Genomic DNA, 13,043 nt, shown 5'->3' on the forward strand with positions numbered 1-13,043 from the left:
TCCTTTTACCGTTCTGAGCACTCGCTGGCTTATACCTCCGGTGTCGCGGGTGCACGCACGCGCATCCTGATTTCATTAAGACTGCATAAATAGTGTCGTCCTGTTGCATCGCTTTTCTCGCTCTTTTTACAGGCTACGTACCCTGCCGTCTCAGCGAAATTCATGGACATTTAAATTTAAAAGAATGGCCACGCCTGATTTTTATTTATTTGCAAAAGTCACGACACCGGCATGTCTGAATAAAAGGAAGAGCAATGAATAACTTTAAACATTTACCGGAACCTTTTCGCATTCGTGTTATTGAACCCGTTAAACGGACGACCCGCGAATATCGCGAGGCGGCGATAATAAAAGCGGGTATGAATCCTTTTTTACTGGACAGTGAAGACGTTTTTATTGATCTCCTCACGGACAGCGGCACCGGCGCAGTGACACAAAACATGCAGGCAGCCATGATGCGGGGCGACGAATCATACAGTGGAAGCCGCAGTTACTATGCATTAGCCGATGCCGTGAAAGCCATCTTTGGGTATGAATATACCATTCCGACTCATCAGGGCCGGGGTGCAGAGCAAATTTATATCCCGGTATTAATTAAAAAACGTGAAAAGGAAAAAGGCCTCGACAGAACCAAAATGGTGGCTTTTTCTAACTACTTCTTCGACACCACGCAAGGACATAGCCAGATTAACGGCTGCACTGTCCGAAACGTTTATATCAAAGAGGCTTTCGATACCGCAGTACGTCATGATTTTAAAGGCAATTTCGACCTGCAACGTCTGGAAGACGGTATAAAGGAAGTGGGTGCCCGTCACGTGCCTTACATTGTGGCGACGATCACCTGCAACTCGGCTGGAGGACAACCTGTCGCCCTGGCCAACTTAAAAGCCATGTACCAAATCGCAAAGCAATATGACATTCCTGTGGTCATGGATTCAGCCCGTTTCGCTGAAAATGCCTACTTTATCCAGCAACGTGAAAAAGAGTACCAGGGCTGGACAATCGACGCGATTACCCGGGAAAGCTATCAATATGCCGACATGCTGGCGATGTCGGCCAAAAAAGATGCCATGGTGCCAATGGGCGGTTTGCTCTCCTTCAAGGACGACCGCGTCTTTGACGTCTATACAGATTGCCGAACACTGTGCGTCGTGCAGGAAGGTTTTCCCACCTATGGCGGCTTAGAAGGCGGTGCGATGGAACGGCTGTCAGTAGGGCTTTACGACGGGATGCGTCAGGACTGGCTGGCCTATCGCATCAGCCAGATTCAGTACCTGGTAGACGGGCTGGAATCCATAGGCGTGACCTGTCAGCAGGCTGGAGGGCATGCTGCTTTTGTCGACGCCGGTAAATTATTGCCTCATATTCCCGCCGATCAGTTTCCGGCTCAGGCCCTGGCCTGTGAGCTGTATAAGGTGGCAGGCATTCGGGCGGTAGAGATTGGATCATTTTTGTTAGGTCGCGATCCGAAAACGGGTAAACAGTTGCCCTGCCCGGCTGAATTGCTGCGTCTGACCCTTCCCAGGGCCACCTACACGCAAACGCACATGGATTTCATCATTGAAGCATTCGGACATGTGAAAGAGAATGCGGCCAACATAAAAGGCTTAACCTTCATCTATGAGCCTGAGGTATTGCGCCACTTCACTGCAAAACTTAAAGAGATTTAACTGTCATACCTGTAAAGTGAGCGGCTGTCAGCGACAGCCGCTCTGCCGCATCGCTCTGTTAACCTCACAACAATAAAAATGATAAACATGAGATACCGTATTGAGAGGACACCATGGACGATCATCCACATCAAAAACATTCCGCCTTTTGGGGCGTGATGGTTATTGCCGGCACGGTCATCGGTGGCGGCATGTTTGCACTGCCCGTCGATCTGGCCGGCGCCTGGTTTTTCTGGGGCACTTTTATCCTGGTGATCGCCTGGTTTTCCATGCTGCATTCCGGTCTGTTATTGCTGGAGGCCAATTTAAATTACCCACCAGGCTCAAGCTTTAATACATTAACCAAAGATCTGCTGGGTCAAAAATGGAATGTAGTTAGCGGCATTACCGTTGCGTTTGTGCTGTATATTCTGACGTACGCCTATATCTCAGCCAATGGTGCGATTATCAGCGAAACGCTGTCCGCTCACACGGGCCTGACTTTGCCTGCCCGCGTCGTTGGCATCGGCACCGCGGCAGGTGTTGCTGGCGTGCTGTGGATAAGCTCACTGGCAACAAGCCGGATTACATCCCTCTTTCTCGGCGTTAAAATCCTCGCCTTTATCATTGTTTTCGGTTCATTATTTTTTGACGTTGACTATGCCATTCTCAGCGATGCCAGCAGCCTCAGTGACACGCATTCTTACTTCGCCTGTATCTTTATGGCTATCCCTGTCTGCCTTGCTTCATTTGGTTTTCATGGCAATATTCCCAGCCTGATAATTTGTTATGGCAAGCAGAAAGACAAGCTGGTGAAAAGCCTGGTTCTGGGCTCCTTACTGGCGCTGTTTGTCTATCTTTTCTGGTTGTATTGCACTATGGGCAATATCCCGCGCGAAAGTTTTAAAGGCATTATTGCGTCGGGGGGCAATGTTGACGCCCTGGTGAAGTCGTTTATGGGCACCCATCCCGACAGAGTTATTGCCTTTTTCCTGCTGGTTTTTTCTAATCTTGCCGTTGCCAGCTCTTTTTTTGGCGTCACGTTGGGGTTATTCGATTATCTGGCGGACTTGTTTAACATAGAAAATACCGCCGTTGGGCGAGGCAAAACGGTGCTGCTCACCTTTCTTCCTCCCAGCCTTTTGTACCTGATCTTTCCAAATGGCTTTCTCTATGGCATTGGCGGCGCAGGCTTATGCGCAACGGTGTGGGCCGTCATCGTGCCTGCCCTACTGGCAATGCAGTCCCGGAGACGCTTTCCCGACCAAATTTTTACCGTGTGGGGTGGCAGAATCATTCCCGCCATGGTCATCATTTTTGGTGTCGTTGTGATTGTCTGCTGGGTAGGTAACGTACTGGACGTGTTACCAAAGCTTGCCTGATAAGACGCTGGCAGGAAATACGGATGGCGTTGTGTGCTGGAGGCTAAACAGCCGGCCACCCTTGTGACCGGCCTCACCTGTAAACGGGTGGGTTTTAAAACTTAATCAAGCAGCTGACGTCCAAGATACGGATTGGCGTGAAGTAATTTCATCAATTTCTGTGCCGTTGCTGAAGGGCGCGTACGCTGTGCTTCCCAACTTTTAACCGAAGAAACGCTAACACCCATGATTTTTGCAAACTCATCGACCTGCATTCCCGCCATTTCGCGCAGACGTTGCGGCTCTGGCATTGCAGGTTGACGCTGAGTTTGCAGCGCAACAGGGCTGTTATCACGTGTCAAAACAATCTGCTCAAGGCTGCTGAGCAATTCAAACATAGGATCTTTTAACTCCATAGAGAACTCCTTAAAACTCACTATGAATCACGTGAAAGAAGGTACACGAACCTGAAATCAGGTTCAGAAACCGGACTAAGCAAGCTGCATCCCATAAGAGTTTGTATTTATGATGAAAATCTTATGGGACACAGCCTGTACTGCACCGCTGCTTAAACATGACAACGCAATGCAACATATGCCGGGAGACTAAGTATGGATAGAGACCTGACAATTTGCAGTGCAAATTAAACATTTTTTTTAACTTTACAATTCTGAAAAAAGGCTAAAAACCCTAACCGTTTGATGCAATTGATTTTGTTGATACGGCATCCACTTCGCGTTCCGATCTTTTTTTCTTCACCCTCTTCGGTGAATAAATCGTCAGAACCCCGCACGCGCTTACAACAAAAGAATTTGCAAAATATGCGCCAGATCTTTCGATTTTCTACAACAAAACGGTCAGTACCAGCAATTTATCAAGCTACGCACTGGCGATGCCGTGGCTGTCGTGCCGCCAGCGCCCAAAGACATAACGGTTATCAGGCAATGACCAGTACGATTAATCCTGCTCTGTCATCTGGACAGGCCCTTCGCATAGCGAGCCAGAGCGACAGGTTGCACTACTTTAAGGCAACTGAACAATGAGAGGGCATTTAAAGGATAGCTGTTATAACAGCCTGCACCCGGTACGGGATGCTCAGGCAGTGAGCGCGGTTCCGGGCGGGCTTAACAAAGGGCGTCTGAACAGGCCCCGATCCGGGTTTATTCTTACTGCCTTTACAGCACGAGCCGCCCCTTATCGGGTATGGAAAAAAGCCTTTTCACCGCTCTTTAACAGGCTTTGTAAACGGATGAGGCCCTGATTTTACGTTTAACCTCTTTTTTCTTACCCATAATGGCCTGACAGCGCGCTTTCACATTGTGTGGCCATTAACGTTTGTTCTATTCTTTAGGCCACTGCTTACCCGGACATCAGCCAGTTTTACTGACAGGAGTTGAACCCATGGCTTCAGGAATTTCCCGCGTCCTGGCACGCAGCGGCATTATGCTGGCTGGCGTGCTTATCGTTCTGCAACTCACCGCGTGTGGTGATAAAGAAGGCGAACAACGCAAAGCGTTTATCGATTTCATGCAAAATACCGTTATGCGTAGCGGTGAACATCTGCCGAGTCTGAGTGAAAACCAGAAACAGAGTTTTGGTCCCTTTGCTGGGGATTACGCGATTTTGTATGGTTTCTCACAACAGGTGAATAAGACGGTCGATCAGGGCATGCGCCCGGTCGTGGATGAGCTTTCTGCTATTCGCGTGCCGCAGGACTACCTGAGTCGCCGGGATTCTCTGGCTCAGGCCACCAGCGCCCTGACCGTCGCCACCCAACAACTCGAAAGCGCCAAAATGCAGGCGGATAAGAGCAAAGCCGGTCTGAAACAGTCTGACGATCTGAAAAAGGTTTTCGATACCGCCTATGACAAGGTCGTCACTCAGCCTGCCGCTCAGTTGATCCCATTGTTACCTAAACTCCAGGCGCTTAGTCAGGATGCGGTTAAAACTGGTGAATTTCTTCAGGCACAGGGGACACGCGTCAGTTTTAATAATGGCGGAGTCCAGTTCCCTACTCAGGAACAGGCTACCCAGTACAACAGCCTGATGACCAGTTTATCAGCGAATGTCCAGGCACTGACTCAGGCCAAGAATGCCGTTCAGGGCACGGGACAATAAATTTCACACGGACAGATTAGCGACTCTTCATCTCATAATCACTTCACCACGCGCTTGCGCTTCATAAAACGGGCCAGATCAAAATGTGATCTGGCCCGTTTTTTATTAAATTAAGTTGTGACTTTAATCACATTTTATAAACAAAGCAGCATAATAAAAATGTGATCAATATCACTTAAAGTAAAAAGAAATGGTCAAAAAGTGGCCATAACTTTCCCGTATGACCCTTATTTTGTGATCTAAATCACTTAAAACGCCCCTGTCACCCCGTCATAAATGTGACCTGCATCACTCATGGGGTCACCCACTACGCAGGCCAATATTCGCGTGATAAAGTCCGCCTGCATACAGTAATACTGACGGCGCATCGCCGTAGTGGCTAAACAAAAACAAACGCGCGCTCCTGTTGCAGCGCGTCTCAACAAGGGGTGGGCTTATGTCCTCATCAGTAAAGGTCAAAGTTCAAAGCTTTGGTCGCTTTTTGAGTAATATGGTGATGCCTAACATCGGCGCGTTTATCGCCTGGGGTATTATCACCGCGCTGTTTATTCCAACGGGCTGGATTCCAAACGCAACACTGGCGAAACTTGTCGCCCCGATGATCACTTACCTGCTGCCATTGCTAATTGGCTTTACAGGTGGACGTCTGGTGGGAGGCGATCGCGGCGGTGTGGTGGGTGCCATCACGACAATGGGCGTGATTGTCGGTGCTGATATGCCGATGTTCCTCGGCTCGATGATCGCAGGCCCGCTTGGTGGCTGGGCAATTAAGTCATTTGACCGCATGGTTGACGGCAAAATCAAAAGCGGCTTCGAAATGCTGGTTAACAACTTCTCTGCCGGGATCATCGGCATGTTGTTGGCGTTGCTGGCCTTCCTGGCGATTGGTCCCCTTGTCGAAGGTTTGTCACATATTCTGTCCGCTGGCGTCAATTTGATGGTGCAAAATAACCTGCTGCCATTGACGTCTGTCTTTGTCGAACCGGCGAAAATCCTGTTTCTTAATAATGCTATTAACCACGGCATCTTCTCACCGCTGGGGATTCAACAGGCAAGCGAAGCCGGTAAGTCAATCTTCTTCCTGATTGAAGCCAACCCAGGCCCGGGTATGGGCGTACTGATGGCCTATATGTTCTTTGGTCGTGGTAGTGCGAAGCAGTCTGCCGGCGGTGCGGCTATCATCCACTTCCTGGGCGGTATTCACGAAATCTACTTCCCTTATGTCCTGATGGCACCACGCCTGCTGCTGGCCGTGATCCTCGGCGGTATGACCGGCGTGTTTACTCTGACGGTTCTGCATGGCGGCCTGGTTTCCCCTGCCTCACCGGGTTCTATCCTGGCGGTATTAGCCATGACGCCAAAAGGCGCTTATTTTGCGAATATTGCCGCCGTCTTCGCTGCTTTTGCTGTTTCCTTCGTGGTCTCTGCTATTTTGCTCAAAACCAGCAAAGTGAAAGAAGACGATGATATCGAAGCGGCTACGCAGCGCATGCATGACATGAAAGCCGAGTCAAAAGGGCAGGCGGTGCCAGGTGCCGCGGTTGCCAGCGATGCGATGAGCGTTGACCTGAACCATGTGCGTAAAATCATCGTGGCTTGTGATGCCGGCATGGGGTCAAGCGCTATGGGGGCAGGCGTACTGCGTAAGAAAGTTCAGGATGCAGGCTTAACGCATGTGTCGGTAACCAACAGCGCCATTAACGCGCTGCCGGGTGATGTTGACTTAGTCATTACGCATCGCGATTTGACCGAACGCGCCATTCGTCAGGCTCCTCATGCCCAACACATTTCACTGAATAACTTTCTGGACAGTGCTCTGTACAGCACGCTGACCCAGCGCCTGGCGGCGGCAAACCGGAGTGAAGCGAACCGGGAAGTCGTACAGAAAACATTGGGTGACAGCTATGATGACGGCAGTGCCAACCTGTTTAAACTGGGGGCGAGCAACGTGTTCCTGGGACTTAATGCCAGTAATAAAGAGCAGGCCATCCGCTTTGCGGGTGAGCAGTTGGTGAAAGGGGGTTATGTTCAGCCCGAGTACGTTGATGCGATGCTGGAGCGGGAAAAGCTGACGCCGACATACCTTGGCGAATCGATCGCGGTCCCGCACGGCACGGTTGAGGCTAAAGACCGGGTGCTGAAAACCGGTGTGGTTTTCTGCCAGTACCCTGCTGGCGTGCAGTTTGGTGATGAACCCGATGAGGTGGCGCGCCTGGTCATTGGTATCGCCGCCCGCAATAACGAGCATATTCAGGTGATCACCAGCCTGACCAACGCACTTGACGATGAGCAGGTCATTGAAAAACTGGCTCATACCAACAGCGTTCAAGATGTGCTGGATCTGTTATCAGGCAAGCCAGCGTTAGCCTGATTCGGTCCGACATTTTCCCTGGGGCGGTTATGCCCGTCCCACTTTGTTGGGGCGGACATGCCCGCCCCGTTGTCATTTGATATGGGTCAAAATTATGAAAGCGTTACATTTTGGAGCGGGTAATATTGGTCGCGGTTTTATTGGTAAACTGCTGGCAGACGCAGGTATTGAGCTGGTTTTTGCAGATGTGAATCAGACGGTACTGGATGCCCTGAATGCACGTCATGAATATCCTGTGCATGTCGTCGGTGAACAGGCCAACGTCGATATCGTTACAGGCGTCAGCGCCGTTAACAGTACCAGCGACGATATTATCCCTCTGATCGCTGAAGTTGATCTCGTTACCACTGCGGTTGGCCCGCAAATCCTGGAACGCATCGCCACCAGCGTCGCCAAAGGTCTGGCCAAACGCAGTGATAACGGCAATGTTCAGCCGCTAAATATTATCGCCTGTGAAAATATGGTTCGCGGTACCAGTCAGCTCAAACAGCATGTGCTGCAGGCACTACCGTCCCAGTATCACGCCTGGCTTGAGGCGCATGTTGGCTTTGTCGATTCTGCGGTTGATCGTATTGTACCGCCTTCTGAAGCCGGCAGTGAGGATCCGCTGGAAGTCACCGTGGAAACCTTCAGCGAATGGATTGTGGATAAGACCCAGTTTAAGGGCGATCTGCCCACCATTCCGGGCATGGAACTGACTGACAACCTGATGGCCTTTGTTGAGCGTAAGCTTTTTACACTCAACACCGGCCACGCGATTACGGCCTACCTGGGACAACGGGCTGGCCACCAGACCATCCGCGATGCCATTCTTGATGAGGGTATTCGCGCCGTCGTTCAGGGTGCCATGGAAGAGAGTGGCGCGGTGCTCATCAAACGTTATGGGTTCGACGCCGATAAACATGCTGCCTATATCCAGAAAATCCTGGGCCGCTTTGAAAATCCTTACTTAAAAGATGATGTTGAACGCGTGGGTCGGCAGCCACTTCGTAAGTTAAGTGCGGGCGATCGCCTGATTAAACCAACGCTGGGAACACTGGAATACGGATTGCCGCATGCCAATTTGGTGAAAGGGATTGCGGCCGCCATGCACTACCACAGCGACCAGGATCCGCAGGCGCAAGAGCTGGCTGCACTGCTGGCGGAAAAAGGGCCACAGGCAACCCTGGCTCAGGTATCTGGCCTGGAGGCTGACAGTGAGATTGTAAAAGAAGCCGTTAGCGCCTGGCACGCCATGGCATAATAACGCCATGTTAGCAATCCAGATCGGGGGCGATGACGTCGCCTCCGACAGCAGTACGACATTGACGCAGGCCATAATGGAAGAAAAGCAGGCTTTTGAAAATCGTGTGCTTGAACGTCTGAACGCGGGGCGATCGGTGCGGAGCTTTCTGTTCGCCGCAGTTGAACTGCTGGCCGAAGCCGTTAATGTGCTGGTGTTACAAGTATTCCGTAAAGATGACTACGCCGTGAAATACGCCGTGGAGCCCCTGTTGCTGGGCGACGGCCCGCTCGGCGAGCTGTCGGTTAGGCTTAAGCTGATTTATGGCCTTGGGGTGATTAGTCGTCATGAATATGAAGATTGTGAACTGCTGCTGGCCCTGCGCGAAGAGCTGAATCACGACGCGGGCGATTATCGTTTTACCGATGATGAAATTCTGGGTCCTTTCGGTGAATTGCATTGCGTCTCAGCCTGGCCACCGGTTCCCACCTTACAGGCAGACGATCCCGCCTTACAGGCGATGCAGCAGCAACGCTACCTGCAAATGGTGCGCTCCACGATGGTACTGTCTCTGACAGAACTCATTTCCCGTATCAGCCTGAAACAGGCGTTTAAGAAGGCATCCAGCTAAATCCTGCGGGGAGCCTGAACCGCTCCCTCTTTCACCCTTCTCCCGAGAATCTGTCGTGAATTTGGTGTATCCTTAGCCTGTTTTCCTCAACGAGTTGTTGTCATGAAAGAGCAAGAAAAGAACGAAATTAAACGCCTCAGCGATCAACTGGACGCGCTGAACCGTAAAGAGCCTCAGCTACTGGAAGCGGGTGATGCTGAAAAGCTGGGCGCGCTTTTAAAAGAGAAAGAAACGCTGGTGACGGAAATTGAACGTCTGCGCAATCAGCGCGACGCCAAATTGAGCCAGGAAGCGCAAAAGCTGCAGAAACTGCCGTTCAGCCGCGAAATTACCAAAAAAGAACAGGCCAATCTGGGTGCCTTAAAGAAAAGTGTACGCGGCCTGGTTGTCGTGCACCCTATGACCGCGCTGGGACGAGAAATGAACCTGCAGGTCATGACAGGCTTTGCCAAAAGCGCCTTTTGATGTGTGCGATCAGGCAGCTGCCTGATCCACCGCATGCTGGCCAGTAGCCGTATTCACCTGCTCTGCCAGCGTATCCAGCAGCGTATAACGACGGCGGTATTCGGCCCGCTTCTTGCTGGCAATGTCCTCAAGCGCTTTTCGTGGCAACATCAGCGGCAGCGCAAACATGCCGTCAGCGCGGGCCTGACCATTCAGCGTCAGCCAGAATTCACTGTAGCTGGCGAAAAACTTATCACCTTTGCTATGACGATAACGCAGGCTACGAAAAACATGGGTTTCGTCGCCAACCGCCGCAATTTTCTTAACGCCGCATTGCTGAGCCAAAATAAATACAACTTCCATTAACAGGCGTTTAGGAAATAAGCCGTGTGCGGCTTTCGTTGCATCACGAATAACATCATTTGAGATATGTTTACGTGGTCCCTGCAAACCACCAATCAGCAAAGTTCGCTGTTTTTCGTCATTCATAATGGTAAATGACAGAGAAGCCAGCGCCTCATTTTCATAACGTAAAACAACCGTGACTTCCCCTTCACGATCGAAATATCCGGAGCGACAAGTAATATTGAACGCTTCATTATTTTTACCTTCAAACCTGGCAAGGACTGTCTCCTCTCCGCTTTGCAGAATCTGGCGAAGCTGACTGTTCTCCAGACTTCCCATCAACGCATAATGATCAAGAATCGCCTGCGCCCGTTGCGCGACGCTCATCCCCGCACGCAGATAGGGGCGATGAAGTTTTGCAGGTAACAGCCCCTGTACGTGCATTAACTGGGTGATTCTTGGTAACGCAGAAAGTTGCTGTAAATAACGCAAAGTCGTAACAGGTGCAATAAGGGTTCTTAAAGCAAATTTAAGCCGGAATCGCCGGCTCCGCCAGATTTTGTTGGGGACGTACTTTCCGCTAAGTAATTGAAAAAATAAACTGGCGTATGAATCCGCCATCACATCGTGTGTAGTATAAATAGACATAGCCGACATTCTTATTGGTCTGATAATGACACTGATGATAAAACGACCGGCATCAACGGCAGGTTAATGACTCAAATTGTTAAAAATTTAGCGGGGTAAACTGACGCTTCGTTTAATTTTCGTTTAGGCCCTTAAGCCCGACTGCATGTGTGCAGGTAGTTTGAAGGTAATAAAATGCCAGAGCAGGCACCATTGAGAAGTTGCAGGGTGGAAGAACAGCATCCTGCGGGCGTAAAAAAACCGGCAGAGCCACTCTGCCGGTTGAAAGTACGTGTGGCGCTTAGCGCTTACTTAGCGGATGCGAAGCGCGCTGCCGCCTCGTCCCAGTTAACCACGTTCCAGAAAGCTTTGATGTAATCCGGACGTTTGTTTTGATACTTCAGGTAGTAGGCGTGTTCCCACACATCCAGACCGATGATAGGGTAACCCGATACGCCAGCGATCGCTTCGCCCATCAGAGGGTTGTCCTGGTTAGCGGTTGAAACCACGGCCAGTTTGTCACCTTTCTTAACCAGCCAGGCCCAACCGGAGCCGAAACGGGTCGCTGCCGCTTTTTCAAACTCTTCCTGGAATTTTTCTACGCTGCCGAAATCTTTTTCAATCGCGGCTTTCAGCTCGCCCTGCAGCGTGGTGCCGGTTTTCAGGCCTTTCCAGAACAGGCTGTGGTTAGCGTGACCACCCGCGTTATTGCGCAGCGGGCCTTTTTTATCTGCTGGCAGCTGATCCAGTTTGGTGATCAGTTCATCGATAGGCAGATCGGCAAATTCAGTCCCTTCCAGCGCCGCATTGGCGTTGTTGACATAAGTCTGGTGGTGTTTGGTGTGATGGATTTCCATCGTCTGCTTGTCAAAATGCGGTTCCAGTGCGTCGTAAGCGTAAGGCAGGGATGGCAGTGAATAACTCATGTTCTTCCTCTCCATTTAGTGTTTGAGCAGCACGACAATGTCGGCACGTGCCGCGTAAGCAGTCGTATCATTATAGTTAAATTCATGATCGGTAAAAGCGTAATCAATGCCCTATTAAACATAAGGTTTTGAAAAAGCATGCAAAGCAGCCAGATTTTTCGGTGGCGGAAAGCCTGGGTGCGTAAAGAGGATGACCTGCAAAGCGCCCCGAACACGTAAACGTTATCTCAGCCGCTGCGGATGACTATAGATGGTGGCACGGCCCGGTTTACTGAATCCTACCAGGGTAAGATGACAGCGTTCGGCCACCTCCACCGCTAACTGGGTTGCGGCAGACACGGCAAACAGAATTTCAACGCCGCACATTGCCGATTTCTGCACCATTTCATAGCTGGCCCGGCTGGAGACCAGTACGGCACCATTGCCCCATTCGGCCTGACTGCGATAGCCCAGCAGTTTGTCCAGTGCCACATGGCGGCCGACATCCTCACAGCCATGAATCAGTCCACCCTCAGGATGTATCCAGGCGGCCGCGTGCGTGCAGCCTGTTTTTTGCCCGACGGGCTGGACGTCCTTGAGCTGCGCCAGCGCGCTGTCCAGCTGCGCCAGGGGAAAAGTCTGCGTAAACGGCAACGGCGTCAGCGGCTTTCCGATCTGCTCCAGTTGCTCCACGCCACATACGCCGCAACCCGTCCGGCCGGCCAGCGCTCGCCGTTGGGCTTTCAGCGCCATAAAACGTCGGCTGGATAATTCAATCTGCACCTCAATGCCGTGACAACTGGTCACCACATCCATTCCGAAAATATCGGCCGGAGAATCGATGATGCCTTCTGAGAGTGAAAAACCGACAGCAAACGCCTCCAGGTCCTTGGGCGTTGTCATCATCACAACGTGAGAAATACCGTTATACACCAACGCCACGGGCACTTCTTCGGCTAACCAGTCGGCCTGAGCATGGTGCAGGTCGTCACGTTGCCAGACATGGATTTCACGCAAGCCTGCTCGCTCACTCGCACCGGTTTCCTCTTTCACTTCGTTGTTCTTCACGTTGTTCTGACCCTGAGCTGTTGCGGATGGCGTAAAGGTAACCCTGTTGCGCCATGCTGAATAGCTTCTATTCTGTACCCTGCGCCGTGCTGCAACAAGTCTGTGGGTGGCAGACAGCATAAAGCGTGAAAGGCCCACCGATTTGCCGTTATTCACAATGCGTTATGCCTGTTGTCGCCGGCGAAAAATGTATTTCATACTGAAGATAAAGGGCTGGACTGCTATGCTCAGCCTGTTGGGAGCTGTTTTGCACTGCGGTTTCCTGACGCGGTTTTCCGCCTGCTTTGCTCGCTGAGAACCGC

At 51.1% G+C, this 13,043-nt stretch carries 11 protein-coding genes; 7 read left to right on the forward strand and 4 right to left on the reverse strand.

Annotated elements, in window-relative coordinates:
• Window positions 1-254 precede the first annotated feature (254 nt).
• Together tnaA and tnaB are read left to right on the forward strand one after the other, a co-directional pair.
• Window positions 255-1,670 carry a tryptophanase gene (gene tnaA / locus C7433_RS17890; protein ID WP_110268657.1) on the forward strand — a complete coding sequence of 472 codons (1,416 nt, stop codon included), beginning with the start codon at window positions 255-257 and terminating at the stop codon, window positions 1,668-1,670.
• Window positions 1,671-1,783: 113 nt separating this feature from the next.
• Window positions 1,784-3,031, forward strand: coding sequence for a low affinity tryptophan permease TnaB (gene tnaB / locus C7433_RS17895; RefSeq protein ID WP_006121401.1), 1,248 nt, complete (start codon window positions 1,784-1,786; stop codon window positions 3,029-3,031).
• A gap of 101 nt (window positions 3,032-3,132) precedes the next feature.
• Here the strand turns inward: tnaB and C7433_RS17900 are convergent, their stop codons facing one another.
• Entirely contained in the window at window positions 3,133-3,426 is a 294-nt protein-coding gene (locus tag C7433_RS17900) for an HTH-type transcriptional regulator (protein ID WP_006121400.1), read from the reverse strand.
• A gap of 985 nt (window positions 3,427-4,411) precedes the next feature.
• Here C7433_RS17900 and C7433_RS17905 point away from each other — a divergent pair.
• The 5 genes from C7433_RS17905 (at window position 4,412) to C7433_RS17925 (ending at window position 9,817) form a co-directional block, all read left to right on the forward strand.
• Entirely contained in the window at window positions 4,412-5,128 is a 717-nt protein-coding gene (locus tag C7433_RS17905; RefSeq protein ID WP_006121399.1) for a DUF3053 domain-containing protein, read from the forward strand.
• Between the two features lie 436 nt (window positions 5,129-5,564).
• On the forward strand, window positions 5,565-7,499 hold the full coding sequence (locus tag C7433_RS17910; RefSeq protein WP_110268658.1) for a PTS mannitol transporter subunit IICBA: 1,935 nt from the start codon (window positions 5,565-5,567) through the stop codon (window positions 7,497-7,499).
• 94 nt (window positions 7,500-7,593) lie between these two features.
• On the forward strand, window positions 7,594-8,742 hold the full coding sequence (gene mtlD / locus C7433_RS17915; RefSeq protein ID WP_033737311.1) for a mannitol-1-phosphate 5-dehydrogenase: 1,149 nt from the start codon (window positions 7,594-7,596) through the stop codon (window positions 8,740-8,742).
• Between the two features lie 7 nt (window positions 8,743-8,749).
• Window positions 8,750-9,352: an MltR family transcriptional regulator gene (locus C7433_RS17920; RefSeq protein ID WP_172677666.1), complete on the forward strand. Its 603-nt coding sequence runs from the start codon at window positions 8,750-8,752 to the stop codon at window positions 9,350-9,352.
• 102 nt (window positions 9,353-9,454) lie between these two features.
• Window positions 9,455-9,817 carry a YibL family ribosome-associated protein gene (locus tag C7433_RS17925; protein WP_006121395.1) on the forward strand — a complete coding sequence of 121 codons (363 nt, stop codon included), beginning with the start codon at window positions 9,455-9,457 and terminating at the stop codon, window positions 9,815-9,817.
• Window positions 9,818-9,826: 9 nt separating this feature from the next.
• On the opposite strand, the gene C7433_RS17930 is transcribed toward C7433_RS17925, so the two are convergent.
• From C7433_RS17930 to fdhD, 3 genes are all read right to left on the reverse strand, one after another.
• On the reverse strand, window positions 9,827-10,789 hold the full coding sequence (locus C7433_RS17930; protein ID WP_033737309.1) for a VirK/YbjX family protein: 963 nt from the start codon (window positions 10,787-10,789) through the stop codon (window positions 9,827-9,829).
• 287 nt (window positions 10,790-11,076) lie between these two features.
• The gene (gene sodA / locus C7433_RS17935; RefSeq protein ID WP_110268659.1) at window positions 11,077-11,694 is read right to left on the reverse strand and encodes a superoxide dismutase [Mn]; all 618 of its coding nucleotides are present in this window, start codon (window positions 11,692-11,694) and stop codon (window positions 11,077-11,079) included.
• Between the two features lie 222 nt (window positions 11,695-11,916).
• The gene (fdhD, locus tag C7433_RS17940; RefSeq protein WP_369974389.1) at window positions 11,917-12,690 is read right to left on the reverse strand and encodes a formate dehydrogenase accessory sulfurtransferase FdhD; all 774 of its coding nucleotides are present in this window, start codon (window positions 12,688-12,690) and stop codon (window positions 11,917-11,919) included.
• Window positions 12,691-13,043: the final 353 nt, after the last annotated feature.

The sequence above is a fragment of the Pantoea sp. PNA 03-3 genome (genome assembly GCF_003201175.1).
In the GTDB taxonomy this organism is placed as follows: domain Bacteria; phylum Pseudomonadota; class Gammaproteobacteria; order Enterobacterales; family Enterobacteriaceae; genus Pantoea; species Pantoea stewartii.

What these genes read in the sequence shown, in the direction of transcription:
- tnaA (WP_110268657.1), top strand. Translation starts at nt 255, where the DNA reads ATGAATAACTTTAAACATTTACCGGAACCTTTTCGCATTCGTGTTATT.
- tnaB (WP_006121401.1), top strand. Translation starts at nt 1,784, where the DNA reads ATGGACGATCATCCACATCAAAAACATTCCGCCTTTTGGGGCGTGATG.
- C7433_RS17900 (WP_006121400.1), bottom strand. Translation starts at nt 3,426, where the DNA reads ATGGAGTTAAAAGATCCTATGTTTGAATTGCTCAGCAGCCTTGAGCAG.
- C7433_RS17905 (WP_006121399.1), top strand. Translation starts at nt 4,412, where the DNA reads ATGGCTTCAGGAATTTCCCGCGTCCTGGCACGCAGCGGCATTATGCTG.
- C7433_RS17910 (WP_110268658.1), top strand. Translation starts at nt 5,565, where the DNA reads ATGTCCTCATCAGTAAAGGTCAAAGTTCAAAGCTTTGGTCGCTTTTTG.
- mtlD (WP_033737311.1), top strand. Translation starts at nt 7,594, where the DNA reads ATGAAAGCGTTACATTTTGGAGCGGGTAATATTGGTCGCGGTTTTATT.
- C7433_RS17920 (WP_172677666.1), top strand. Translation starts at nt 8,750, where the DNA reads ATGTTAGCAATCCAGATCGGGGGCGATGACGTCGCCTCCGACAGCAGT.
- C7433_RS17925 (WP_006121395.1), top strand. Translation starts at nt 9,455, where the DNA reads ATGAAAGAGCAAGAAAAGAACGAAATTAAACGCCTCAGCGATCAACTG.
- C7433_RS17930 (WP_033737309.1), bottom strand. Translation starts at nt 10,789, where the DNA reads ATGTCTATTTATACTACACACGATGTGATGGCGGATTCATACGCCAGT.
- sodA (WP_110268659.1), bottom strand. Translation starts at nt 11,694, where the DNA reads ATGAGTTATTCACTGCCATCCCTGCCTTACGCTTACGACGCACTGGAA.